Genomic DNA, 21625 nt, shown 5'->3' on the forward strand with positions numbered 1-21625 from the left:
AAAATTCTCTGATGAATGATTATTCAAACTGTGACATTTACCCTAAACCAGATACGCCCGAACTGGCAAGCCCTTTTTTTCATCAATCGCCGTTTCGTATTCAACAGGTGAATTGTCAGCAGCGTATGGCTGGCGTAGCCTACACTGCACAGTAGGGGATGCGCAGGGTAACAAGGGATGACAGGAGGAGAGATGAAAAAAGTTGCGATTGTCGGATTAGGCTGGCTGGGTATGCCGCTGGCACTGGCGCTTAACGCGCGCGGTTGGCAGGTGACGGGAAGCAAAACCACTTTCGACGGCGTGGAGGCGGCGCGGATGTGCGGCGTAGAGGCGTTCCAGCTCCAGCTACAGCCGGAGCTGGTGTGCGATACCGACGACCTGGACGCGTTGCTGGATGTCGATGCGTTAGTGCTGACGCTCCCGGCCCGGCGCACCGGCGGCAACGGTGAATTCTACCTCCAGGCGGTACAGGAGATCGTCGACAGCGCGCTGGCCCATAACATCCCGCGCATCATTTTTACCAGCTCCACCTCGGTGTATGGCGATGGCGACGGCACCTTCAAAGAAACCTCGCCGCGCAATCCGCAAACTGAAAGCGGCAGAGCGCTGAAAGAGCTGGAAGACTGGCTGCATAACTTGCCCGGCACCTCGGTGGATATTCTGCGCCTCGCGGGCCTGGTCGGGCCGGGCCGTCATCCGGGGCGTTTTTTTGCCGGTAAAAGCGGCCCCAACGGCAACCACGGCGTGAATCTGGTGCATCTGGAAGACGTTGTCGCTGCGATTACCCTGCTGCTCCAGGCTCCCAAAGGCGGTCACGTCTATAATATATGTGCGCCGCGTCATCCGACCCGCGCAGAATTTTACCCGGTGATGGCCCGCCAGCTCGGCCTGGAGCCGCCGCATTTCAGCGACAGCCCCCAGCCGGGGAGTGGCAAATTAATTGACGGAAACCGAATCTGTAATGAACTCGGCTTTGAATACCAGTACCCTGACCCGTTAGTGATGCCGATGGAGTAACATCCAGCACGGGTTATCAGGCGCAACGCAGGGGGCGCATATGAAACCACTGTTGGATGTTCTTGTTATTCTTGATGCCCTCGATAAAGAGGGCAGCTTCGCCGCCGCTGCGACCAAACTCTACAAAACACCCTCCGCCCTGAGTTATACCGTCCACAAGCTGGAAAACGACCTGAAAATCACGCTGCTCGACCGCAGCGGCCATCGGGCGAAGTTTACCCGCACCGGCCAGATGCTGCTGGAGCGCGGGCGGGAAGTGCTGTATACGGTGCGTGAACTGGAAAAGCAGGCGGTTAAACTGCACCAGGGTTGGGAAAAGGAGCTACGCATCGGCGTTGATGATGCGTTCCCTTTTTCGCTTCTCGCTCCGCTGATCGAAAAGTTCTTTGCCAACTGCAACGTGACGCGACTGAAGTTTGTCAATGGCATCCAGGGCGGCTCCTGGGACGCATTAACTCAGGGGCATGCCGACCTGATTATTGGCGCTCTACATCCCCCACCTACGCTGAGCGGTTTTGGTTACGAACTGCTGGGAAAACTGGAAAGCGTGTTTGTGGTTGCTGCCCACCATGCCTTGTCACAATCTCCCGAACCGTTAAACCGTCGGGATATTAAACGGCATCGAACGGCGGTGATCGGAGATGGCCGTCCGGCGTTGTCATCTGCCACCATGGTGCTGGATGAACAGGATGTCATTACGGTATTTGATTTTAAAACCAAGCTGGAATTGCAAATTAGCGGCCTCGCCTGTGGCTATTTACCGCGCTTTATGGCGCAGCGTTTTATCGATTCCGGCGCGTTAATCGAAAAACGCGTCATACCTGAACTGGGCGCGGTTTCGGTATGGTTAGGCTGGAACGAACAGACCGAAGGATTAGCCTGCGACTGGTGGCGGGAAAACATTCTCGCCAGCCCGGAAATCATGGCGCTGTATGCTTCCCCATCTGACCCCGTTTGAGCATATTGTGCGCAGTTAAAAAGAAATGCGTGATGAGGCTCTCAACGTCTTGTCTTTGCAATCCAAAATGGGCAAAATACGCCGCCTGCAAAAATTAAAGCTAACCGACGTTAAGAGCGTCGGTTATTTTTTTGCAACAAACACGTCATTCAAATCAAAGAGGCCGGGCTTCGTACCGGATAGATACTTACTAAAAATCGACAGTTGTTGTCGCTGAGGAAACCAAAAAATGGGGCAATTTTTTGCTTTTGCGACGGCATTCGCCGTAATGGGGGATGACCATGTCGCATAACGCTACTCCAAACACCTCTCGCGTGGAATTACGTAAAACGCTTACGTTGATTCCGGTTGTCATGATGGGCCTTGCCTATATGCAGCCGATGACGCTGTTTGATACGTTCGGTATCGTATCGGGCCTCACGGATGGTCACGTCGCAACGGCTTATGCCTTTGCGCTGGTCGCTATCCTGTTTACCGCGCTGAGCTACGGTAAGCTGGTTAAGCGCTTCCCGTCCGCTGGCTCGGCCTACACTTACGCCCAGAAATCCATCAGCCCGACCGTTGGCTTTATGGTGGGTTGGTCATCGCTGCTGGACTACCTGTTCATGCCAATGATCAACATCCTGTTGGCGAAAATTTACTTCGAAGCGCTGGTGCCTTCCGTTCCATCATGGATTTTCGTGGTGGCGCTGGTGGCCTTTATGACCATCTCCAACCTGCGCAGCATTAAGAGCGTGGCCAACTTTAATACCCTGATCGTTATTTTGCAGATGGGTATTGTGGCGGTTATCGTGGGCATGATTGTCTACGGCGTAGCGCACGGCGAAGGCGCGGGTACCCTGGCCAGCACCCGTCCGTTCTGGAGCGAAGGCGCGCACGTGGTGCCGATGATTACCGGCGCGACCATCCTGTGCTTCTCATTCCTGGGCTTTGACGGCATCAGCTCACTGTCGGAAGAGACCAAAGACGCGGAGCGCGTGATCCCGAAAGCCATCTTCCTGACGGCGCTGATCGGCGGTCTGATCTTTATCTGCGCATCCTACTTCCTGCAGCTCTATTTCCCGGATATTTCGCGCTTCAAAGATCCTGACGCGTCCCAGCCGGAAATCATGCTGTACGTTGCGGGTAAAACCTTCCAGTTCGGCGTGCTGGTGTTCTCGACCATCACCGTACTGGCCTCCGGTATGGCGGCGCACGCAGGCGTTTCTCGCCTGATGTACGTCATGGGCCGCGACGGCGTGTTCCCGCGCAGCTTCTTCGGTTATGTGCACCCGAAATGGCGCACTCCGGCGTGGAACGTGCTGCTGGTTGGCGCAATTGCCCTGCTGGCGATTAACTTCGACCTGGTTACTGCGACCGCGCTGATTAACTTCGGTGCGCTGGTGGCGTTCACCTTCGTTAACCTGTCGGTGATTTCCCAGTTCTGGATCCGCGAGAAGCGTAACAAAACGCTGAAAGACCACTTCAACTACCTGGTGCTGCCGGTCTGCGGCGCGCTGACCGTGGGTGCGTTGTGGATTAACCTCGAAGAGAGCTCCATGGTGCTGGGCCTGATTTGGGCGGGCATTGGCCTGGTCTATCTGGCTTGCGTGACCAAAAGCTTCCGCAACCCGGTTCCGCAGTACGAAGATATCGCGCAGTAATGGCGAAAACAAAAAGGCTCCCTCGGGAGCCTTTTTTGTGGTCTGGGTCCAACTTACAGTACGTCCTGAACGTACTGATACAGCGCCTTCAGCAGAGCGATTTTCTCTTTATCCCCTTCGTACTGTCCGTACAGCATCTCCAGTTCCTGGGCGTAGCTTTGCAAATATTCCGGCGTAAAGCGCGCCTGGCGATGGCGCAGCCAGCGCTGCTGCTCTTCGTGATCCAGCGTGCCGGGGAAATTACGCGCCCGGTAGTTAAACAGCAGTTTCTCGATGCGCTTATCCACAAAGCTGATATCCAGCGCCGGCAGGTTCTGCGGATCGGTTTGCAGGATAATACGCATCCCGGCGCGATCGGCGTCGCTGAAGAAGCCGTTATACAGCTGGGCATCCACATCGTCTGACGGTACGAACGGCTCGGCGTCAGCGTACAGGGCTACCACTTTTTCGCGCACGTCCGGGCGCTCGCGCAGGATTTTCAGGTTATCCAGGCAACGCTGGCGGTCAATGCCCAGCCTGTCGGCATCTTCCGGGCGCAGCGTATTGGCCTGCGCCAGCACCGGGCATTTATTCAGATGAACCAGCTTAATCGGCACTGCCGCGTCATCACCTAACTCGCTTTTAGCGGTATACAGCCGTTCACGCAGCGCATCGGCATCCAGCTCCAGCAGTGGCGACATATCGCCCGCCAAATCCACCATAATCACCGCATTGCGGTTGTCCGGATGCCACGCCAGCGGTGCGATCCAGCTGGTATTGCCGCGAAATGCCCCGAACATACCGGAAACATGCACCAGTGGCTTCATCTGCGGGATATCAATCAGCGTCGCCAGCTTTTGCTTGTTGCGGTGGCTGAACAGGTACTCAAACAGCCGCGGTTGCTGGATCTTCACCAGTTTCGCCATCGCGATAGTGGCGTACACATCTGCCATCGCGTCGTGAGCGTTGGCATGCTCAATGCCGTTGGCGACGGTAAGATGCTCCAGGCGAAAGCTCGGCAGCCCGTCGTCGTTTTCCGGCCAGTTGATGCCTTCCGGGCGCAGGGCATAGCAGGCGCGCATCACGTCGAGCAAATCCCAGCGCGAATTATGGTTCTGCCAGCTCCAGGCATAGGGATCGTAAAAGTTGCGGTAAAACACGTTACGCGTGACTTCATCATCGAAGCGCACGTTGTTGTAACCCACCACGCAGGTGTTCGGCACGGTGAATAAATCATGGATGCGTTTGGCGAAATCGGCTTCATGGGTGCCGCGCGCCGCTGCAATTTGGGGCGTGATGCCGGTAATCAGCACCGCTTCCGGCTGCGGCAGATAGTCATCGGCCGGTTTGCAATAAAACACCTCAGGCTCGCCGATGATATTGAAATCCATATCGGTACGTATTGCGGCGAACTGCGCGGGGCGGTCCAGCGCCGGGCGGGTGCCGAAGGTTTCGTAATCGTGGAAAAGAAAAGTCGGCTGTGCTGCGGAATCAGTCACCGGTCACCATCCTGAAGGGGTCAAAAACTGGCGTTAATGGTAAACGATTGGCTGTCTATTCAGAAGAAAATCACGATGGTTTTTCATGCTGGCGGATACGTATTACTCCGATAAATGTGTTCACAGTCATACTTTTTTGCAATTAATGAATGCGTTTACATACGAAGTTCCGTAAAACAGGCGCGGACAAAAAAACACAAACGAGGATATGCTGTTGAAAACCCGCCTGATTGCCGCTTCTTTGCTCGCTTTTCTTTCTGCCCACGCCAGTGCAGAACCCACTTTCGCCGTTATGCCCGTCCCGCCGCAGGTGCAAGCCGGCGCGTGGGTATTGATGGATTACACCACCGGCCAAATTTTAACAGCAGGCAATGAGCATCAGCAGCGCAACCCGGCAAGCCTCACCAAACTGATGACCGGTTATGTGGTGGACCGCGCCATCGACAGTCGCCGCATCACGCCAGATGACGTGGTGACCGTTGGCGCGGATGCATCGGCGTATGGCAATCCGGTATTCGCCGGTTCGTCGCTGATGTTTTTAAAGGCCGGGGATCGCGTCACGGTCCACGATCTGAGCCGCGGGCTGATTGTTGACTCCGGGAACGACGCCTGCGTGGCGCTGGCGGATCACATTGCGGGCGGCGAAGCGCCGTTTGTCAAAATGATGAATGACTATGCCCACAGGCTGAATCTGCACGACACCCACTTCGAAACCGTGCACGGCCTTGATGCGCCGGGTCAGCACAGTTCCGCGTATGACCTTGCGGTACTGTCGCGCGCGATTATCCACGGCGAACCGTCGTTTTATCATATGTACAGCGAGCGCAGCCTGACCTGGAACGGGATCACCCAGCAGAACCGCAACGGCCTGCTGTGGGATAAAAATCTCAACGTAGACGGCCTGAAAACCGGCCATACCTCCGGTGCCGGGTTTAACCTGATTGCCTCCAGCGTGGATGGCCAACGCCGGTTAATCGCCGTGGTGATGGGCGCGGAGAGCCCGAAAGGCCGTGAGGAGCAGGCCCGCAAACTGCTGCACTGGGGACAAAGCCAGTTTGATACCGTGCAGATCCTCCATAAAGGCAAAAAAGTCGGTACCGAGCGGATCTGGTACGGGGACGCTGAAAACGTTGAAGTGGGTACCGACCGTGATTTCTGGCTCAGCCTGCCGAAGTCCGAAGTGGCGAATATCAAAGCCAAATACGTACTGGACAAGCCTGAACTGGAAGCGCCGCTGGCGGCACAGCAGCGGGTAGGGGAAATCGAACTTTATGACCGTGATAAGCTGGTGGCCCACTGGCCGCTGGTGACGCTTAACGCGGTGCAAAAAGGCGGCATGTTCTCGCGCTTCAGTGATTACCTGCACCATAAACTTTAAAGCCTTAACAGTGACTTAACCCCATCGTTCTCTGAAAACGACTTTTACGCGAGTGCGCTCACAAATTAAGCAAACTATGCTTTAGAGCGCCGGTGCAAAACGTATAATACTGTTTGCATATACAGTTATTTCACAGCAAGGAACGATCATGGATTATCAGATTCAACAAGCCGAAACCCGTCGCATTGCCGGGTTTCATTTAGTTGGCCCCTGGGATAAAACCGTTCCTCAGGGGTTTGAGCAACTGATGATGTGGGTGGACGGCAACCAAATCCAGCCGCTGGAGTGGATTGCCGTTTATTACGATAACCCGGACGTGGTGCCCGCAGAGAAACTGCGCTGCGATACCGCCGTCACCGTGCCGGAAAATTTTGCCATCCCCGCCAACAGTGAAGGCGTGATGGCAACCGAAGTGGCGGGCGGGCAATATGCGGTGGCGCAGGCGCGCGTTGAAAATCACGATTTTGAAACGCCCTGGCGTCTGTTTTTCAATAGCCTGCTGGAAGACGTGAAGTATCAAATCGCCCCTAAACCCTGCTTCGAAATCTACCTGAACGACGGCTCAACGGATGGTTACTGGGACATCAATATGTTCGTGCCGGTTGAACCTAAACACGAGTAATTCGCCCCAGGCTGGCTTGACGTCGCCGTTATTCGCCGCAATAACGGCGCGTTTAACCCGATGTGTTGATGCCAGACGGCAAAATCCCGGTACAATGCGGGTTTTTTCATGCGGAGAGCCGGTGTGCGTCCTGATAAATCATTAAGCCCTTTCGAAATTCGGCTTTATCGTCATTACCGCCTGGTGCACGGCGTGCGTATCGCGCTGGCCTTTACGCTGACGTTTTTACTGGTCCGCCTGCTGAATGTGCCGGAAGGCACCTGGCCGCTGATTACGCTGGTGGTAGTGATGGGGCCGATCTCGTTTTGGGGCAACGTGGTGCCGCGCGCCTTTGAGCGCATCGGCGGGACGATTTTTGGCGCGTCGGTGGGGTTGATCGCCCTGAAGCTGGAGCTGATTTCTTTACCGATTATGCTGCTGTGGTGCGCGCTGGCGATGTTTATCTGCGGCTACCTTACTCTGGGCAAACGGCCTTACCAGGCGCTGCTGATAGGCATTACGCTTTCCGTGGTGGTGGGCGCGCCGGCGGGGGATTTGCAAATCGCGTTGTGGCGCAGCGGCGACGTTATTTTAGGGTCGCTGCTGGCGATGCTGTTTACCAGCATCTATCCCCAGCGCGCGTTCATTCACTGGCGCATCCAGATGGCGACATTCGCCCATACCTTCACCCGGCTGTCGCAGGCAGGGTTTTCGCCTAATCTGGTAGAACGGCCCCGGCTTGATAAATCGCTGCACGCCATGCTGAGCGACGTGGTGAAAATGCGTGCCCTGATTGTGCCTGCCAGCAAAGAAACCCATATTCAGAAATCGGTGTTCGAGGCGATCCAGACCGTCAGCCGCAATCTGGTTTGTACCCTGGAACTCCAGCTCAACGCGCACTGGGCGACGCGGGAAAGCCATTTTGTGATGATTAACGCGCATACCCTGCGCGAAACCCAGCAGATGACCCACCATACCCTGGCGGCGCTGTCGAAGGCGCTGTACGAAGGTAACCCTTCGCCGGTGGCGGCCAATAACGCCAGGCTGGCGGAAATTGTCGGCGAATTGCGCCAGATGATGCACCAGGACGAGGGCAGCGCGCTGCATGAAACCTCGATTCACGGCTACGTGTGGCTAAGCCTTGAACTGGCGCGTCAGCTGGAGCTGTTATCTAACCTGATCTGCCGGGCATTGCGTAAATAAAAACCATACGAAACAGCATGGATATATTGCTGGTTTCGATTCAGCAGGAATTCAGCGTATGATTAGGGTAGGGTATTAACCGTTGTCATGCGCAGCCGTTGCCGGTTATGTTTGACGCTGCGGCTTGTGAACGAATCAGAGTCTCAATTATCAGGGGTGTAAATATGGAAAATGGCAAACCTTCATTCCAGGACGTACTGGAGTTCGTGCGTTTGTTCCGTCGTAAAAACAAACTGCAACGCGAAATTCAGGACGTAGAGAAGAAGATCCGTGACAACCAGAAACGCGTGCTGCTGCTCGACAACCTGAGCGATTACATCAAGCCAGGTATGAGCATTGAAGCCATTCAGGGCATCATCGCCAGCATGAAAACCGACTATGAAGATCGCGTGGATGACTACATCATCAAAAACGCCGAGCTGTCTAAAGAGCGTCGTGAGATCTCCAAAAAGCTCAAGGTCATGGGCGAACTGAAAGTACCTGACATCAAAGAATGATTCAGTAAGACGGCGGCAAGGGTTATCCATGCCGCCGTTTTTCATTCTGCGTTAGTCAACCGGGGCGCGTATCCCACGGCTCCGGGTAACTGAAACCCAACTTCCTCTACTCACTTATCACTGGCGCGACGGGAAATCCTGATGACGCTTTTCATCTGGTGGGCAGCCTGGCTGCTCGATTGTTGGCTTGGCGATCCGCAACACTGGCCGCATCCCATCCGCGTAATCGGCAAGGTTATTAATCTGGTGCAGCGCGCCGTGCGCCGCGTCTGCCGTAGCGATCTGTCCCTGAAGCTGGGCGGCGCATTGCTGTGGCTGATTGTGGTGGGCGCAACCTGGGCGCTGTCCTGGGGCATACTGGCGCTGGCGTACGGGCTAAACCCATGGCTGGGTGTGGCGCTGGAAATCTGGATGATCTACACCATGCTGGCCGGGCGCTGCCTGGGCGATGCCGCGCGCGAAGTGGAAAAACCGCTGCGGGCAGGGGATCTGGCCCAGAGCCGTGAAAAACTGTCATGGATCGTCGGGCGCGATACCTCTCAACTTCAGCCGCCGCAAATCACCCGCGCGGTGGTGGAAACCGTGGCTGAAAACAGCGTCGATGGGGTAATTGCGCCGCTGTTTTTCCTGCTGCTGGGCGGTGCGCCGCTGGCAATGGCCTACAAAGCGGTAAACACCCTCGATTCGATGGTCGGCTATAAGCATGAAAAATACCGGGCGATAGGCATGGTGTCGGCGCGTATGGATGACATCGCCAATTTTATTCCGGCGCGTATCAGCTGGCTGCTGCTGGCGCTGGCGGCAGCGTTGTGCGGCAATGATTATCAATCCGCGCTGCGCACTGGCTGGCGCGACCGCCGCAATCACAGCAGCCCCAACTGCGCCTGGCCGGAAGCCACGGTAGCAGGCGCGCTGGGGATCAGGCTTGGCGGACCCAACGATTATTTTGGCCAACGGGTCGAGAAACCCTGGATCGGCGATGCGACGCGCGAAGTGAGCGTTGACGACATCCCGGCGACGATTCGCCTGATGAACGTTGCGTCGCTGCTGGCGCTGGCGTTATTCAGCCTGCTTTATCTCTTGTTTTAACTGTTCAGGCATCCTGGAGAGAAAATGATACGGACCTTTTTTGCCACCCTCGCTTTTATGAGCCGCCTGCCGGTGCCTTACCGCTGGTCGCAGGGGCTGGAGCTGGACCAGTATTCGCGCGGCATTGTGGTTTTCCCGTGGGTGGGCCTGGTGCTCGGCGCGATTGCCGCCGCGGTGTTTATGCTGCTCGCCCCCTGGTGCGGTACGCCGCTGGCCGCGCTGTTTTACGTGCTGGCGCTGGCGCTGCTGACCGGCGGCTTTCATCTGGATGGCCTGGCGGATACCTGCGACGGATTGTTCTCTGCCCGTATCCGCGAGAAAAAGCTGGAGATCATGCGCGACAGCCGCCTTGGCACTCACGGCGGGCTGGGGCTGATTTTTGTCTTGCTGGCGAAAGTGCTGGTGGTGAACGAACTGGCGCTGCGCGGCTACTCGATGCTGCCGGTGCTGATTCTGGCAAGCGTGGTAGGGCGCGGCGCGGTGGTGCTGTTGATGTATCGCCAGCGCTACGCCCGCGACAACGGCCTCGGCAATATCTTTATCGGCAAAGTCACGCTGGCGCAAACCGCGATAACGCTGGCGACCAGCGCAGTGCTGTGCCTGGTTCTGCTTCCCGGCGGCGGCCTGCTGGCGTGGCTTATTGCCACCATTGCCATCGCGCTGATCGGTTTTGCCATCAAACGCACCCTGCGCGGCCAGACCGGCGACACCCTTGGCGCAGCCATTGAGCTGGGCGAAGTCATTTTTCTCATTGCCCTTTTATAACGAGCACACACATGCAAACACTGGCCTCACTGATTAACGCAATCCCCCCTCTTGACGATAACGCCATGCGCCAGGCGCAAACCCATCTTGATGGCCTGCTGAAGCCGCCGGGTAGCCTGGGCCGACTGGAAAGTCTGGCGGTGCAGCTGGCCGGGATGCCGGGGTTTTACGGCAAGCCGCAGCAGGCAAAAAAAGCCATTCTGGTGATGTGCGCCGACCACGGCGTTTATGACGAGCAGGTGACCATTTCGCCGAAGGTGGTGACCGCCATCCAGGCGATGAACATGCTGCGCAATAACACCGGCGTGTGCGTACTGGCGAAACAGGCAGGGGCGGATGTGCATGTGATTGATATCGGCATCGACAGCGATCCGCTGCCGGGGATCTTCAGCCTGAAAGTAGCGCGCGGCAGCGGCAATATCGCCCGTGAGCCTGCGATGTCGCGCCAGGTGGCGAACGCGCTGCTGGTCAGCGTGATTACCCATACCTGCGAGCTGGCGGAGCGCGGCGTGAAGGTGTTTGGCGTGGGCGAACTGGGCATGGCGAATACCACCCCGGCAGCGGCGATGGTCAGCGTGCTGGCCGATGCGTCTCCTGCCGATGTGGTGGGTCTTGGTGCCAACTTCCCGGCGGACAAAATCGCCCATAAGGTGGCGGTAGTGCAGCAGGCGATTGCGCTGAACCAGCCGGATGCCAGCGACGGTGTGGACGTGCTGGCAAAAGTCGGCGGATTTGACCTGCTGGGGATGACCGGCACTATCCTCGGCGCGGCGCGCTGCGGTTTGCCGGTGGTGCTGGACGGCTTCCTGTCTTACGCGGCGGCGCTGGCGGCCTGCAAAATCGCGCCCGGGGTAAAACCTTATCTGATCCCGTCACATTTCTCGGCAGAAAAGGGCGCGACCATTGCGTTAAACGCGCTGGGTCTTGAGCCGTATCTGCATATGGGAATGCGCCTCGGCGAAGGCAGCGGCGCGGCGCTGGCGATGCAGCTGGTGGACGCCGCCTGCGCAATTTATACCGGGATGGGCACTCTGGCAGAGAGCAATATCGAATTGTGATTTACTCGCGCCACAGCAAATCCTGATAAATCGCCGTCAGCACGCCGTCCGGGGCAAACTGCTTTTTGATCCACTGGGTCACTTGCCCCGTGGCGGCGTGCTGCGTCGCCAGCAGCATTCGCGAATCCTGGCGCGGGTTGTGAATAGTTTTGGTCACCAGCAGCCCATGCTCTTTGGGCTCTTTCACCATATAGGCCGGTAAAAAGCCGATGCCCTCACCCAGTATCTGGCACTGGCATTTGGTATTGAAGTCCGGCACCAGAATCGCTTCCTGTCCGTGCAGCAGCCAGCCGACTTTTTTATTGATGGTGTGGGCGGTGTCTTCCACCATGATATTTGGGTACAGCCGCAGCTGGCTTTCAGTGATCGGCTCCGGCATCAGCGCCAGCGGGTGGGTTGGCGCAATGGCGAACTCCCAGCGCACCGCGCCGATTTCCGTATAATCAATCCCACCGCCGTCCAGCAGGGTATCGGGCGCGCCGATAGCAATATTGGCCTGGTTATTAATAATCGAATCCCATACCCCGTTGTACACCTCGGTCGTAACGGTGATCTGGCAGGTCGGGAACTGCTTTTTGAGGATTTGCAGCAGCTTCGCGGTGTGGCGCGGCGTATAAAGCAGCTGGTTGATGCAAATCCGCACCCGGGCTTCAATGCCCTGGGCAATGGTGTCAATGCCGCGCTTGATCGCGTGAAAGTCATTCAGCAAATCGATAGCTTTGCGATAAAAGTAAAACCCCGATTCGGTCAGCTCAATGCTGCGGGTATTACGCTCAAACAGCACCACGTCAAGATAGGTTTCAATGCGCTTGATGGTGTAACTCACCGCTGAGGTCGTCACGCCCAGCTCATCCGCAGCCTTGCTGAAACTGGCGTAGCGGGCGGCCATAGTGAAGGTGTGCAGATTCTCTTCGGTAAAGATGGAATTCATGACGATTTTCCTTATCAGCGACGCGACGTCAGTTTTGAATACAATTTAACACTGTTGTTACAATAAACCTGCCCGGCTTCACGTTTTCAGTATTTAATGAAAACGCTTCTCATCGAGAGAGCTGAAACTGCCTCTCAGCCTTCCATTTATGCGTTCAAAATGTGAGCGCGGCACGCTCAAACGGTGCGCTGCCGCACACAATAGCTCGATTATCAAAATTTATTCAACAATCTATCCCCTTCCGATGAATGCATTTCAAACGGATGTTATTCACCGGGCAGTATTGCTATTCTCAGAATCAGTAAACATCCAATGATTAGCCAGAGCGAAATACACTATTTCTGCTGGCCCTGACGGGGAGAACCCTATGTCTCAGAATGAACTGATTAGCGAATTTTTGCTTGCCGCCCAGCAGGGGGATGTCAATGCCCTTAAAGCCTGCCTGGAAAACGGTGTGGATATTAATTGCACTAACCGCCAGGGAAGAACGGCAATTACCCTTGCCAGCCTGAATAAACAATATGAGGCGGTATCGTTTTTAATTTCTGCCGGCGCGGATATCGATAAGCAAGATGAAACCTGTTTTAACCCGTTCCTGTTAAGCTGCCTGAATAATGATTTAACCCTGCTGCGCATTGTATTACCTGCCAACCCTGATTTAAATCGTCTGACCCGTTTCGGCGGCGTGGGAATTACCCCGGCCAGCGAAAAAGGCCATGTGGAAATTGTCCGGGAATTATTAACCAAAACCGAAATCAATTTTAATCACACCAACTTTGTCGGCTGGACGCCATTACTGGAAGCCATCGTACTTAACGACGGCGGCGCAAAGCAGCAGGAAATCGTTAAGCTGCTGCTGGATCACGGCGCGAACCCGCATATGACCGATAAATACGGCAAAACGCCTCTCGAACTGGCGCGTGAAAAAGGCTATGACGCCATCGCCCAACTGCTGGTTAACGCGGGCGCCTGACGGGAGGCCCGCGTGAACCCTTTTGCGTCGGCTGGCTGGCAGACGTTCACGGCACTTTCGGCGGACAGCCAGTTTCTACAGCCGCCGGTCTTCAGCGGGCGCGTGGAGCAATGTTTCGATAAAGCCGTCAATCTTGTTTGCCCGCAGGGTTTACAGCGTTTCACTCTGCTGTCGGCGGGCAGCGATAACGCGCCGAACAGCTGCCGGTTAGCGTTATCGACCTTTGCAGGGCTGTTGCAACCCGGCGACCCGGTTTACTGGCAGGGAAACTGGCTGAGGATCGGCCTGCGAATGCGGATTGATTTTCGAACGTGCCAGACGTGGCAGCCGGAAAAACTCTGCTGGAAAAGTGAAGCATTAAGCGCGTTTTGTCAGCAGCACCAGGGCGAAACGCTGGCAACAACCATTTACCAGGCCATTCCGCAAAACGCGTCATTATTTCATTATTGCGCTGATAATATTTTTTACCGGCAGCTGGCAAAGCAATTAACCGACGCGCGCGGAAAATTAACCGACGGATTAAAACGTCGCGATAAATCACACAGTGAAGCGGCATTTCAGCAGTTATTAGGCTTAGGCATTGGATTGACGCCGGGCGGCGATGATTATTTGGTGGGGCTGAGTGCGATTTTATTTATTAACGGCAATCCGTGCGGGCGTTTTCAGGACGATTTTTCCCGCTGGCTTAATAAATATCATCAGCAAACCACGCCGCTCAGCGCGCTGACCCTGAATCAGGCTATTCACCAGCGCTATCGCGAAGTGATTTATTTATTAATTAAAAAATTAACCCTGGAAAGTCGCGGCGATATTCAACGTGAAATTCAGGGTGTCATGAAAATAGGGTCAAGCTCAGGATGCGACATGCTGTACGGCATGGCCGACGCCCTGCTATTGACGCAATATTTTGGAGGAGAATATGTCAACCAGGATCGTGATTAAAAAGAACACCTATTTTGATTCCGTGTCGCTTATGTCGATTTCAACCAAAGCTAACCAGCTGGATGGCGTGGAGCAGGCGTTTGTGGCGATGGCAACCGAAATGAACAAAGGGGTGTTGCGTAACCTTGATCTGCTGACGCCGGAACTGGAAGCGGCGAAAAGCGGCGACTTGATGATTGTGATTAAGGGCGATGAGGCGGCGAACGACGCCTCGCTGGCGGCTATCGAAGCGCTGTTTATCCGTAAAGAGACCAACGGCAGCCACGAAGCGCGCTACGCTACGCTCAATTCTGCCCGCCAGCATCTGCCGGACAGCAACCTGGCGGTGATTTCCGTCAATGGCGCATTTGCGGCGCGGGAAGCGCGCCAGGCGCTGGAAAACGATCTTAACGTGATGCTGTTTTCTGACAACGTCTCCCTCGACGACGAGCTGGCGTTAAAAACCCTGGCCCATGAAAAAGGCCTGCTGATGATGGGGCCGGACTGCGGCACCGCTATCATCAACGGCGCGGGACTGTGCTTTGCCAATGCGGTGCGCCGCGGGCGTATTGGCATTATCGGCGCGTCGGGGACCGGCAGCCAGGAGCTGAGCGTGCGCATTCACGATTTCGGCGGCGGCGTATCGCAGCTGATCGGCACCGGTGGGCGCGATCTCAGCGAGAAAATCGGCGGCCTGATGATGCTCGACGCGCTGGCGATGCTGGAGAACGACCCGGAAACCGACGTCATCGCGCTGATTTCTAAGCCGCCCGCGCCGTCGGTGGCGCAAAAGGTGTTAGCCCGCGCTGAAGCCTGCGCCAAACCGGTGGTGGTGTGTTTCCTCGGCGCAGAGCCGCAGGCCGATAAACCGGGGCTGACTTTCGCACGCGGTACCAAAGAGGCCGCCCTGAAGGCGGTGCTGCAAACCGGCGTCGATGAGTCCTCCATTGATTTGCACCCGCTGAACTGGCCGCTGATCCACGACGTGCGCGCCAAACTCAACCCGCAGCAAAAATACATCCGCGCGCTGTTCTGCGGCGGCACCCTGTGCGATGAGGCGATGTTCGCGGCGCTGGAAAAATACCCCGACGTTTACAGCAACATCCAGCCGGACCCGCAGCGCCGCCTGCGCGACGTCAATCAGAGTATCGCCCACACCTTCCTGGACTTTGGCGATGATGACTTCACCAACGGCAAACCGCACCCAATGATCGACCCGACCAACCGCATCAGCCGCCTGCTGCAGGAAGCGCGCGATCCGGAAGTGGGGGTGATCGCCATGGACTTCGTGCTCGGCTTCGGCGCGCATGAAGATCCGGTGGGGGTGATGATTGACGCCATTAAACAGGCTAAACAGATTGCCGCCGACGCGGGCCGCCATCTGGAGATCCTCGGCTATGTGCTGGGCACCGATCTCGATACGCCGTCGCTGGCCGCCCAATGCAACATGCTGACCGACGCCGGGGTCACCTGGGCGAGCAGCAGCACCAATACAGGACTACTGGCGCGTGAATTTGTCTGGAAAGGGGAGAATGCCTGATGAGCCGTCCAACACTGTTTAGCCAACCGCTGAATGTTATCAACATCGGGATTGCCCGTTTTAGCGAAGATTTAAAGCAGCAGCACGTGGCGGTAACCCAGCTTGACTGGACGCCGCCGGGGCTTGGCAATCTTGAAGTAGTGCGCGTCCTGGATCAACTCGCCGCACCGCAGCTGGCAGAGAAAATTGCCGCCGCCAACGCCCAGGCGCTGGAGCGGATCGTTCAGTCTCATCCGGTGCTGGTGGGTTATGACCAGGCCATCAACGTGGTGCCAGGCATGACCCGCAACACCATCCTGCACGCCGGGCCGCCGGTGAGCTGGGAAAACATGTGCGGCGCAATGAAAGGGGCGGTCACCGGGGCGCTGGTGTTTGAAGGGCTGGCGCAGGATCTGGATGACGCCGCACAGCTTGCCGCCTCCGGGGAAATCGTCTTCTCGCCGTGCCACGAGCATGACTGTGTCGGCTCGATGGCGGGGGTGACCTCGGCGTCAATGTTTATGCATATCGTCGAAAACAAAACGTACGGCAACCGCGCCTATACCAACCTCAGCGAGCAGATGGCGAAGATCCTGCGCATGGGAGCCAACGACCAGAGCGTGATCGACCGGCTGAACTGGATGCGTGACGTGCTCGGCCCGATGCTGCGCGACGCCATGAAGCTGGCCGGGGAGATCGACCTGCGGCTGATGCTGGCCCAGGCGCTGCATATGGGCGACGAGTGCCACAACCGCAACAACGCGGGCACCACGCTGCTGATCCAGGCGCTGACGCCGTATTTAATCCAGACCGATTTTTCGGTGGCGCAGCAGAAAGAGGTGTTCGATTTTGTCGCCAGCAGCGACTACTTCTCCGGCCCGACCTGGATGGCGATGTGTAAAGCGGCGATGGACGCGGCGCACGGCATCGAATACAGCACCGTGGTCACGACCATGGCGCGTAACGGCTACGAGTTCGGCCTGCGGGTTTCCGGCCTGCCGGGGCAGTGGTTCACCGGCCCGGCGCAGCAGGTGATTGGCCCAATGTTTGCCGGATTTAAGCCGGAGGATTCCGGGCTGGATATCGGCGACAGCGCCATTACCGAAACCTACGGCATTGGCGGATTCGCTATGGCCACCGCTCCGGCGATTGTCGCGCTGGTGGGCGGCACCGTGGACGAGGCGGTGGATTTTTCGCGCCAGATGCGCGAGATCACCCTCGGCGAGAACCCCAACGTCACTATTCCGCTGCTCAACTTTATGGGCATTCCCACCGCCATTGATATTACCCGGGTGGGCAACAGCGGCATTCTGCCGGTAATTAACACCGCCATCGCCCACAAAGACGCGGGCATCGGCATGATTGGCGCGGGCATCGTTCATCCGCCGTTCGACTGTTTTGAAAAAGCTCTGCTCGCCTTTAGCGACCGGTATAGCCAATAACCCTAAACGGGCGGCGTTACGGCGTCGCCCGACGGTTCGCGAAACGAGGTTTCACCTGCACGTATTACCGGACCTCGCGCCTGGCCCAGACCTGGCGGGGGAGTGTAGCGCGATTTACTGACCTTGAAGGATAGTTCCATGAGTAAGATAAAACTTGAATGGAAACGGGGTGACTGGGCGGCCTATTTTGGCCTGATGACCAACAACCTGACCAACCTGCTGACCATGATGGGGTTGTTAATTTTTGTGGTCGGCATTCCGAAAGAAATTGTCTATGGCCGTATCGCCCCGGCCTTTGGTTTAGCGGTGCTGGTGGCGAGCCTGAGCTATACCTGGTTTGGCCTGCAACTGGCGCGCCAGACCGGACGCAAAGATGTGACCGCCTTGCCGTCCGGCCCCAGCGCGCCGTCGATTTTCACCGTGACGTTCCTGGTGCTGATGCCGGTTTACCAGACCACCGGCGATGCGGATTTCGCGATTCAGATCGGCCTGGTGTGGTGCTTTGTGGAAGCGCTGATCCTGGCGGGCGGGTCGTTCCTTGGGGAAACCATCCGCAAGATGATCCCGCGTACCGTACTGCTGTCGTGCTTGTCCGGCCTGGGTCTGCTGCTGCTGGCGATGAACCCGATGTTGCAGGCCTTCGAAGCGCCGACGGTGTCGTTTATCGTCCTGCTGCTGATCTTCATTAACTGGTTCGGCAAAAAGCCAATCTTCGCGCGTATTCCTACCGGCTTACTGCTGCTGATTGCCGGTACTGCGCTGGCGTGGATTTCCGGCCTGCAAAGCCCGGACGCCATCAAGGCCTCCATGTCGTCCTTCGGCTTTAACCCTCCGGAAGTGCATATTGATAGCTTTATGCAGGGGCTGCCGCACGCGCTGCCGTACCTGGCTTCAGCGGTGCCGCTGGGGCTGGCGAACTACATCTTTGACCTGGAAAATATCGAGAGCGCTCACGCGGCAGGGGACGAGTACAACACCCGGAAAGTGATGCTGGCGAACGGGCTTTCTTCCATGCTCGGCTGCCTGATGGGCAACCCGTTCCCGGTGACCGTGTATGTGGGCCACGCGGGCTGGAAAGCCATGGGTGCCAGCATCGGTTATACCCTCGCGTCCGGCGTTACCATGTTTATCGTCCCGCTGTTCGGTCTCGGTGCCTTTATGCTGGCGGTGATCCCCATGACCGCCATCGTGCCGATTCTGGTGTTTATCGGCGTGGTCACCGCCAACCAGGTGGTGAGGGAAACGCCCAAACTCGAAGTGCCGGTGATCTTTATCTGCCTGTTCCCGTGGATAGCCAACTGGGCGCTGACCATGGTTAACAGCGTGATGAACGCGGCGGGCACCTCGGCGGCGAAACTCGGTACTGAACTGCTGCACAGCAAGGGCGTTTACTACCAGGGGCTGATGCACCTCGGCAACGGCGCGCCGCTGGCCAGTATGATTTGGGGCTGCCTGGCGATCTTCGCCATCATGAACCGCCCGCTGCGCGGCGCAGTAGCGGCGGCCACCGGGGCGCTGCTGGCGCTGTTCGGTGTGATCCACGCGCCAGTGGTGGGCTTCGCCAAAGGATCGTCGCTGATTTTCGTCACCGCCTATCTGATGATGGCTGGCATGTTCGTGCTGAAACACTGGCTCGACAGCCGCGAAAAATCCGCTGATCCGCTGGTCTCTTCCGCGGATGAAACCACCAAAACCGCATAACCCCTGACGGCAGGCGGGCTCCCGCCTGCCGCACTCTGGACAGGAAATCGACATGAAACAACTCGTGGTCGTCGCCATTGGCGGTAATGCCATTATTAAAGACAATGCCAGCCAGTCGGTTGAGCATCAGCAGGTTGCGGTAAACGAGATGGCGGAATCCATCCTCGGGATGCTGGCGTCGGACTACAACATCGTGCTGACCCACGGCAACGGCCCGCAGGTGGGGCTGGATCTGCGCCGCGCCGAAATCGCCCATGAGAAAGAGGGGTTGCCGCTGACGCCGCTGGCGAATTGCGTGGCGGATACCCAGGGCGGCATCGGCTATCTCATCCAGCAGGCGCTGAACAACAAGCTGGCGCGCCACGGTGATAAAAAAGCGGTCACCGTGATCACCCAGGTGGAAGTGGATAAAAACGACGCTAATTTTGCCCATCCCAGCAAACCCATCGGCGCGTTTTTTGATGAAGCCCAGCGCGATGCGCTATTGCAGGCGCATCCCGACTGGCGGTTTGTTGAGGATTCAGGGCGCGGTTATCGCCGGGTGGTGGCCTCGCCGCAGCCGGTGCGCATCGTGGAAGCCGAAGCCATCCGCGCGTTAATTGACCAGGGTTTTGTGGTGATCGGCGTGGGGGGTGGCGGCATCCCGGTTGTTCGCGAAACGGGCGGCGAATACCGCAGCGTTGACGCAGTGATCGATAAAGATCTCTCCACCACGCTGCTGGCGAAGGAAATCAACGCCGATATTCTGGCCATCACCACCGGTGTGGAGCAGGTGTGCGTACACTTTGGCAAACCGCAGCAGCGGGCGCTGGGCACCGTCAGCGTGGCGGAGATGGAGCAGTACGTTGCCGAAGGTCATTTCCCGGCGGGCAGTATGCTGCCGAAAATCGAAGCCAGCCTGTCGTTTCTGCGCCACGGCGGCAAGCGGGTGATTATCACCACGCCGGAAAAACTGCCTGCCGCCCTGAGCGGACAAACCGGCACCCACATTATTTGCCCGTGACAGAGAACAGGAGCCACCGATGAATCACAGCGAAAACCCGGGCCGCCGCGCATTTTTAACCCACAGTGGCAAAGCGGTCGCCGCCTGCGCGCTGCTGGGCGCAGGCGGGCAACTGGCGTATGCTGCCGATCCCACTTCCGGAACCGGTGAGGCATCACGCGCCATGAGCAGCATCAGCGAAAAACAGTACTATCTGTATAATGTGCGTCTTGAAAGCGGTTTTGACTGGCAGGGCGACACGGCGGTCAGCACCCAAACCGAGCTGATGACGCTGGAAATCAGGGACGGCAAAATCGCCGCGCTGCTGGCTAACCATCAGCATCCCGACGCCACGCTGCCGCGCTATGACGCGGGCGGGCATCTGCTGCTGCCGGCGATGCGCGATATGCATATCCATCTGGATAAAACCTTCTATGGCGGCCCGTGGCGCGCGCTGTCGCGCCCGGAAGGCACCACCATCATGGATATGATCGAGCTGGAGCGCAAACTGCTGCCGGAACTGCAACCGTACACGCGCGAGCGCGCCGGAAAGCTGATCGATCTGCTGCAATCAAAAGGCACCTCGGTGGCGCGCAGCCACTGCAATATCGAGCCGGTGTCCGGGCTGAAAAACCTCGAAAATTTAATGGCGGTGCTGGAACAGCGCAAAGACGGTTTTGCGTGCGAAATCGTGGCGTTCCCCCAGCACGGGCTGTTGCTGTCGAAAAGCGAGCCGCTGATGCGCGAAGCGATGCAGGCGGGGGCGCACTACGTCGGCGGGCTGGACCCGACCAACGTTGACGGCGCGATGGAAAAATCCCTCGATACGATGTTCCAGATTGCCATCGACTATAAAAAAGGCGTGGATATTCATCTGCACGAAACCAGCCCGGCGGGCGTGGCGGCGGTGAATTACATGATTGAAACCGTCGAGAAAACCCCGGAACTGAAAGATAAACTCACCATCAGCCACGCGTTTGCGCTGGCGACGCTTAGCCCGCAGCAGGTTGACGAGACCGCCACCCGGATGGCGGCGCAGGGCATTACCATTGCTTCAACCGTGCCGATCGGCACGCTGCATATGCCGCTCAGCCAGCTGAAGCAGAAGGGTGTGTTTGTGATGACCGGCACCGATAGCGTGATCGATCACTGGTCGCCGTTTGGCCTCGGCGACATGCTGGAGAAAGCCAATCTCTACGCCCAGCTCTATATCCGCCCTAACGAATTTACCCTGTCGCGCTCGCTGGCGATCGCCACCGGTGATGTGCTGCCGCTGGATGACAAAGGCCAGCGCGCCTGGCCGAAGGCGCAGGATGACGCCAGCTTTGTGCTGGTGGAGGCGTCCTGCTCGGCGGAAGCGGTGGCGCGAATCTCACCGCGCACGGCCACCTTCCACCGGGGGAGCCTGGTGTGGGGGAATGTCGCCAAAGCGTAAAAACAAACCGCCGTCGCAAGACGGCGGTGTTGCG

20 protein-coding genes are annotated in these 21625 nt (G+C 57.4%); 18 read left to right on the forward strand and 2 right to left on the reverse strand.

Annotation, left to right across the window (positions count from 1 at the left end; genetic code table 11):
• Positions 1-192: 192 nt before the first annotated feature.
• The 4 genes from FND52_RS01450 (at position 193) to FND52_RS01465 (ending at position 3618) form a co-directional block, all read left to right on the forward strand.
• Positions 193-1017 (forward strand): SDR family oxidoreductase, encoded by an 825-nt coding sequence (locus FND52_RS01450; RefSeq protein WP_144129094.1) that lies wholly within the window; start codon positions 193-195, stop codon positions 1015-1017.
• Between the two features lie 40 nt (positions 1018-1057).
• The gene (locus FND52_RS01455) at positions 1058-1975 is read left to right on the forward strand and encodes a LysR substrate-binding domain-containing protein (protein WP_144129095.1); all 918 of its coding nucleotides are present in this window, start codon (positions 1058-1060) and stop codon (positions 1973-1975) included.
• A 229-nt stretch (positions 1976-2204) separates the two neighbouring features.
• Positions 2205-2267, forward strand: coding sequence for a membrane protein YoeI (gene yoeI, locus FND52_RS22060; RefSeq protein ID WP_125292509.1), 63 nt, complete (start codon positions 2205-2207; stop codon positions 2265-2267).
• Entirely contained in the window at positions 2257-3618 is a 1362-nt protein-coding gene (locus FND52_RS01465; protein ID WP_151605348.1) for an APC family permease, read from the forward strand. Before yoeI ends, FND52_RS01465 begins: the two co-directional genes overlap by 11 nt.
• 53 nt (positions 3619-3671) lie before the next feature.
• On the opposite strand, the gene sbcB is transcribed toward FND52_RS01465, so the two are convergent.
• Positions 3672-5096, reverse strand: coding sequence for an exodeoxyribonuclease I (sbcB, locus tag FND52_RS01470; protein ID WP_144129096.1), 1425 nt, complete (start codon positions 5094-5096; stop codon positions 3672-3674).
• 214 nt (positions 5097-5310) lie between these two features.
• Here sbcB and dacD point away from each other — a divergent pair, with 214 nt between their 5' ends.
• From dacD to cobT, 7 genes are all read left to right on the forward strand, one after another.
• Positions 5311-6474 carry a serine-type D-Ala-D-Ala carboxypeptidase DacD gene (gene dacD, locus FND52_RS01475; RefSeq protein WP_376749919.1) on the forward strand — a complete coding sequence of 388 codons (1164 nt, stop codon included), beginning with the start codon at positions 5311-5313 and terminating at the stop codon, positions 6472-6474.
• A 148-nt stretch (positions 6475-6622) separates the two neighbouring features.
• Complete coding sequence (gene sbmC / locus FND52_RS01480) at positions 6623-7096, forward strand: DNA gyrase inhibitor SbmC (RefSeq protein WP_125292374.1); 474 nt, start codon at positions 6623-6625, stop codon at positions 7094-7096.
• A 123-nt stretch (positions 7097-7219) separates the two neighbouring features.
• Entirely contained in the window at positions 7220-8278 is a 1059-nt protein-coding gene (locus FND52_RS01485) for an FUSC family protein (protein ID WP_125292373.1), read from the forward strand.
• Between the two features lie 164 nt (positions 8279-8442).
• Positions 8443-8775, forward strand: coding sequence for a DUF496 family protein (locus FND52_RS01490; RefSeq protein ID WP_125292372.1), 333 nt, complete (start codon positions 8443-8445; stop codon positions 8773-8775).
• A 141-nt stretch (positions 8776-8916) separates the two neighbouring features.
• Entirely contained in the window at positions 8917-9864 is a 948-nt protein-coding gene (gene cbiB, locus FND52_RS01495; protein ID WP_144129098.1) for an adenosylcobinamide-phosphate synthase CbiB, read from the forward strand.
• A 24-nt stretch (positions 9865-9888) separates the two neighbouring features.
• The gene (cobS, locus tag FND52_RS01500; protein WP_144129099.1) at positions 9889-10629 is read left to right on the forward strand and encodes an adenosylcobinamide-GDP ribazoletransferase; all 741 of its coding nucleotides are present in this window, start codon (positions 9889-9891) and stop codon (positions 10627-10629) included.
• 11 nt (positions 10630-10640) lie between these two features.
• Positions 10641-11687, forward strand: a complete 1047-nt coding sequence (gene cobT, locus FND52_RS01505) for a nicotinate-nucleotide--dimethylbenzimidazole phosphoribosyltransferase (RefSeq protein WP_144129100.1) — start codon at positions 10641-10643, stop codon at positions 11685-11687.
• A 1-nt stretch (position 11688) separates the two neighbouring features.
• On the opposite strand, the gene FND52_RS01510 is transcribed toward cobT, so the two are convergent.
• The gene (locus tag FND52_RS01510; RefSeq protein ID WP_125292368.1) at positions 11689-12618 is read right to left on the reverse strand and encodes a LysR substrate-binding domain-containing protein; all 930 of its coding nucleotides are present in this window, start codon (positions 12616-12618) and stop codon (positions 11689-11691) included.
• Positions 12619-12985: 367 nt separating this feature from the next.
• Here FND52_RS01510 and FND52_RS01515 point away from each other — a divergent pair, with 367 nt between their 5' ends.
• The 7 genes from FND52_RS01515 (at position 12986) to FND52_RS01545 (ending at position 21591) form a co-directional block, all read left to right on the forward strand.
• Positions 12986-13591 (forward strand): ankyrin repeat domain-containing protein, encoded by a 606-nt coding sequence (locus FND52_RS01515; protein WP_144129101.1) that lies wholly within the window; start codon positions 12986-12988, stop codon positions 13589-13591.
• 12 nt (positions 13592-13603) lie between these two features.
• Positions 13604-14533, forward strand: coding sequence for an oxamate carbamoyltransferase subunit AllH family protein (locus FND52_RS01520; protein WP_144129102.1), 930 nt, complete (start codon positions 13604-13606; stop codon positions 14531-14533).
• On the forward strand, positions 14511-16052 hold the full coding sequence (gene fdrA / locus FND52_RS01525) for an acyl-CoA synthetase FdrA (RefSeq protein WP_144129103.1): 1542 nt from the start codon (positions 14511-14513) through the stop codon (positions 16050-16052). Before FND52_RS01520 ends, fdrA begins: the two co-directional genes overlap by 23 nt.
• Entirely contained in the window at positions 16052-17473 is a 1422-nt protein-coding gene (locus tag FND52_RS01530; RefSeq protein WP_144129104.1) for a YlbE family protein, read from the forward strand. Before fdrA ends, FND52_RS01530 begins: the two co-directional genes overlap by 1 nt.
• Positions 17474-17611: 138 nt before the next feature.
• On the forward strand, positions 17612-19174 hold the full coding sequence (locus FND52_RS01535; protein ID WP_144129105.1) for a xanthine permease: 1563 nt from the start codon (positions 17612-17614) through the stop codon (positions 19172-19174).
• Positions 19175-19226: 52 nt separating this feature from the next.
• Positions 19227-20177, forward strand: coding sequence for a carbamate kinase family protein (locus FND52_RS01540; RefSeq protein WP_144129106.1), 951 nt, complete (start codon positions 19227-19229; stop codon positions 20175-20177).
• Between the two features lie 19 nt (positions 20178-20196).
• A complete protein-coding gene (locus tag FND52_RS01545; RefSeq protein ID WP_144129107.1) occupies positions 20197-21591 on the forward strand; it encodes an amidohydrolase family protein in 1395 nt (464 codons plus the stop codon).
• Positions 21592-21625: the final 34 nt, after the last annotated feature.

The organism is Atlantibacter subterraneus, from assembly GCF_007570865.1.
Lineage (GTDB): Bacteria > Pseudomonadota > Gammaproteobacteria > Enterobacterales > Enterobacteriaceae > Atlantibacter > Atlantibacter subterraneus.

Bases quoted from the DNA above. Each gene is read 5' to 3' on its own strand.
- FND52_RS01450 (WP_144129094.1), top strand. From the start codon at position 193: ATGAAAAAAGTTGCGATTGTCGGATTAGGCTGGCTGGGTATGCCGCTG.
- FND52_RS01455 (WP_144129095.1), top strand. From the start codon at position 1,058: ATGAAACCACTGTTGGATGTTCTTGTTATTCTTGATGCCCTCGATAAA.
- FND52_RS01465 (WP_151605348.1), top strand. From the start codon at position 2,257: ATGTCGCATAACGCTACTCCAAACACCTCTCGCGTGGAATTACGTAAA.
- sbmC (WP_125292374.1), top strand. From the start codon at position 6,623: ATGGATTATCAGATTCAACAAGCCGAAACCCGTCGCATTGCCGGGTTT.
- FND52_RS01490 (WP_125292372.1), top strand. From the start codon at position 8,443: ATGGAAAATGGCAAACCTTCATTCCAGGACGTACTGGAGTTCGTGCGT.
- cbiB (WP_144129098.1), top strand. From the start codon at position 8,917: ATGACGCTTTTCATCTGGTGGGCAGCCTGGCTGCTCGATTGTTGGCTT.
- cobS (WP_144129099.1), top strand. From the start codon at position 9,889: ATGATACGGACCTTTTTTGCCACCCTCGCTTTTATGAGCCGCCTGCCG.
- cobT (WP_144129100.1), top strand. From the start codon at position 10,641: ATGCAAACACTGGCCTCACTGATTAACGCAATCCCCCCTCTTGACGAT.
- FND52_RS01510 (WP_125292368.1), bottom strand. From the start codon at position 12,618: ATGAATTCCATCTTTACCGAAGAGAATCTGCACACCTTCACTATGGCC.
- FND52_RS01515 (WP_144129101.1), top strand. From the start codon at position 12,986: ATGTCTCAGAATGAACTGATTAGCGAATTTTTGCTTGCCGCCCAGCAG.
- fdrA (WP_144129103.1), top strand. From the start codon at position 14,511: ATGTCAACCAGGATCGTGATTAAAAAGAACACCTATTTTGATTCCGTG.
- FND52_RS01530 (WP_144129104.1), top strand. From the start codon at position 16,052: ATGAGCCGTCCAACACTGTTTAGCCAACCGCTGAATGTTATCAACATC.
- FND52_RS01535 (WP_144129105.1), top strand. From the start codon at position 17,612: ATGAGTAAGATAAAACTTGAATGGAAACGGGGTGACTGGGCGGCCTAT.
- FND52_RS01540 (WP_144129106.1), top strand. From the start codon at position 19,227: ATGAAACAACTCGTGGTCGTCGCCATTGGCGGTAATGCCATTATTAAA.
- FND52_RS01545 (WP_144129107.1), top strand. From the start codon at position 20,197: ATGAATCACAGCGAAAACCCGGGCCGCCGCGCATTTTTAACCCACAGT.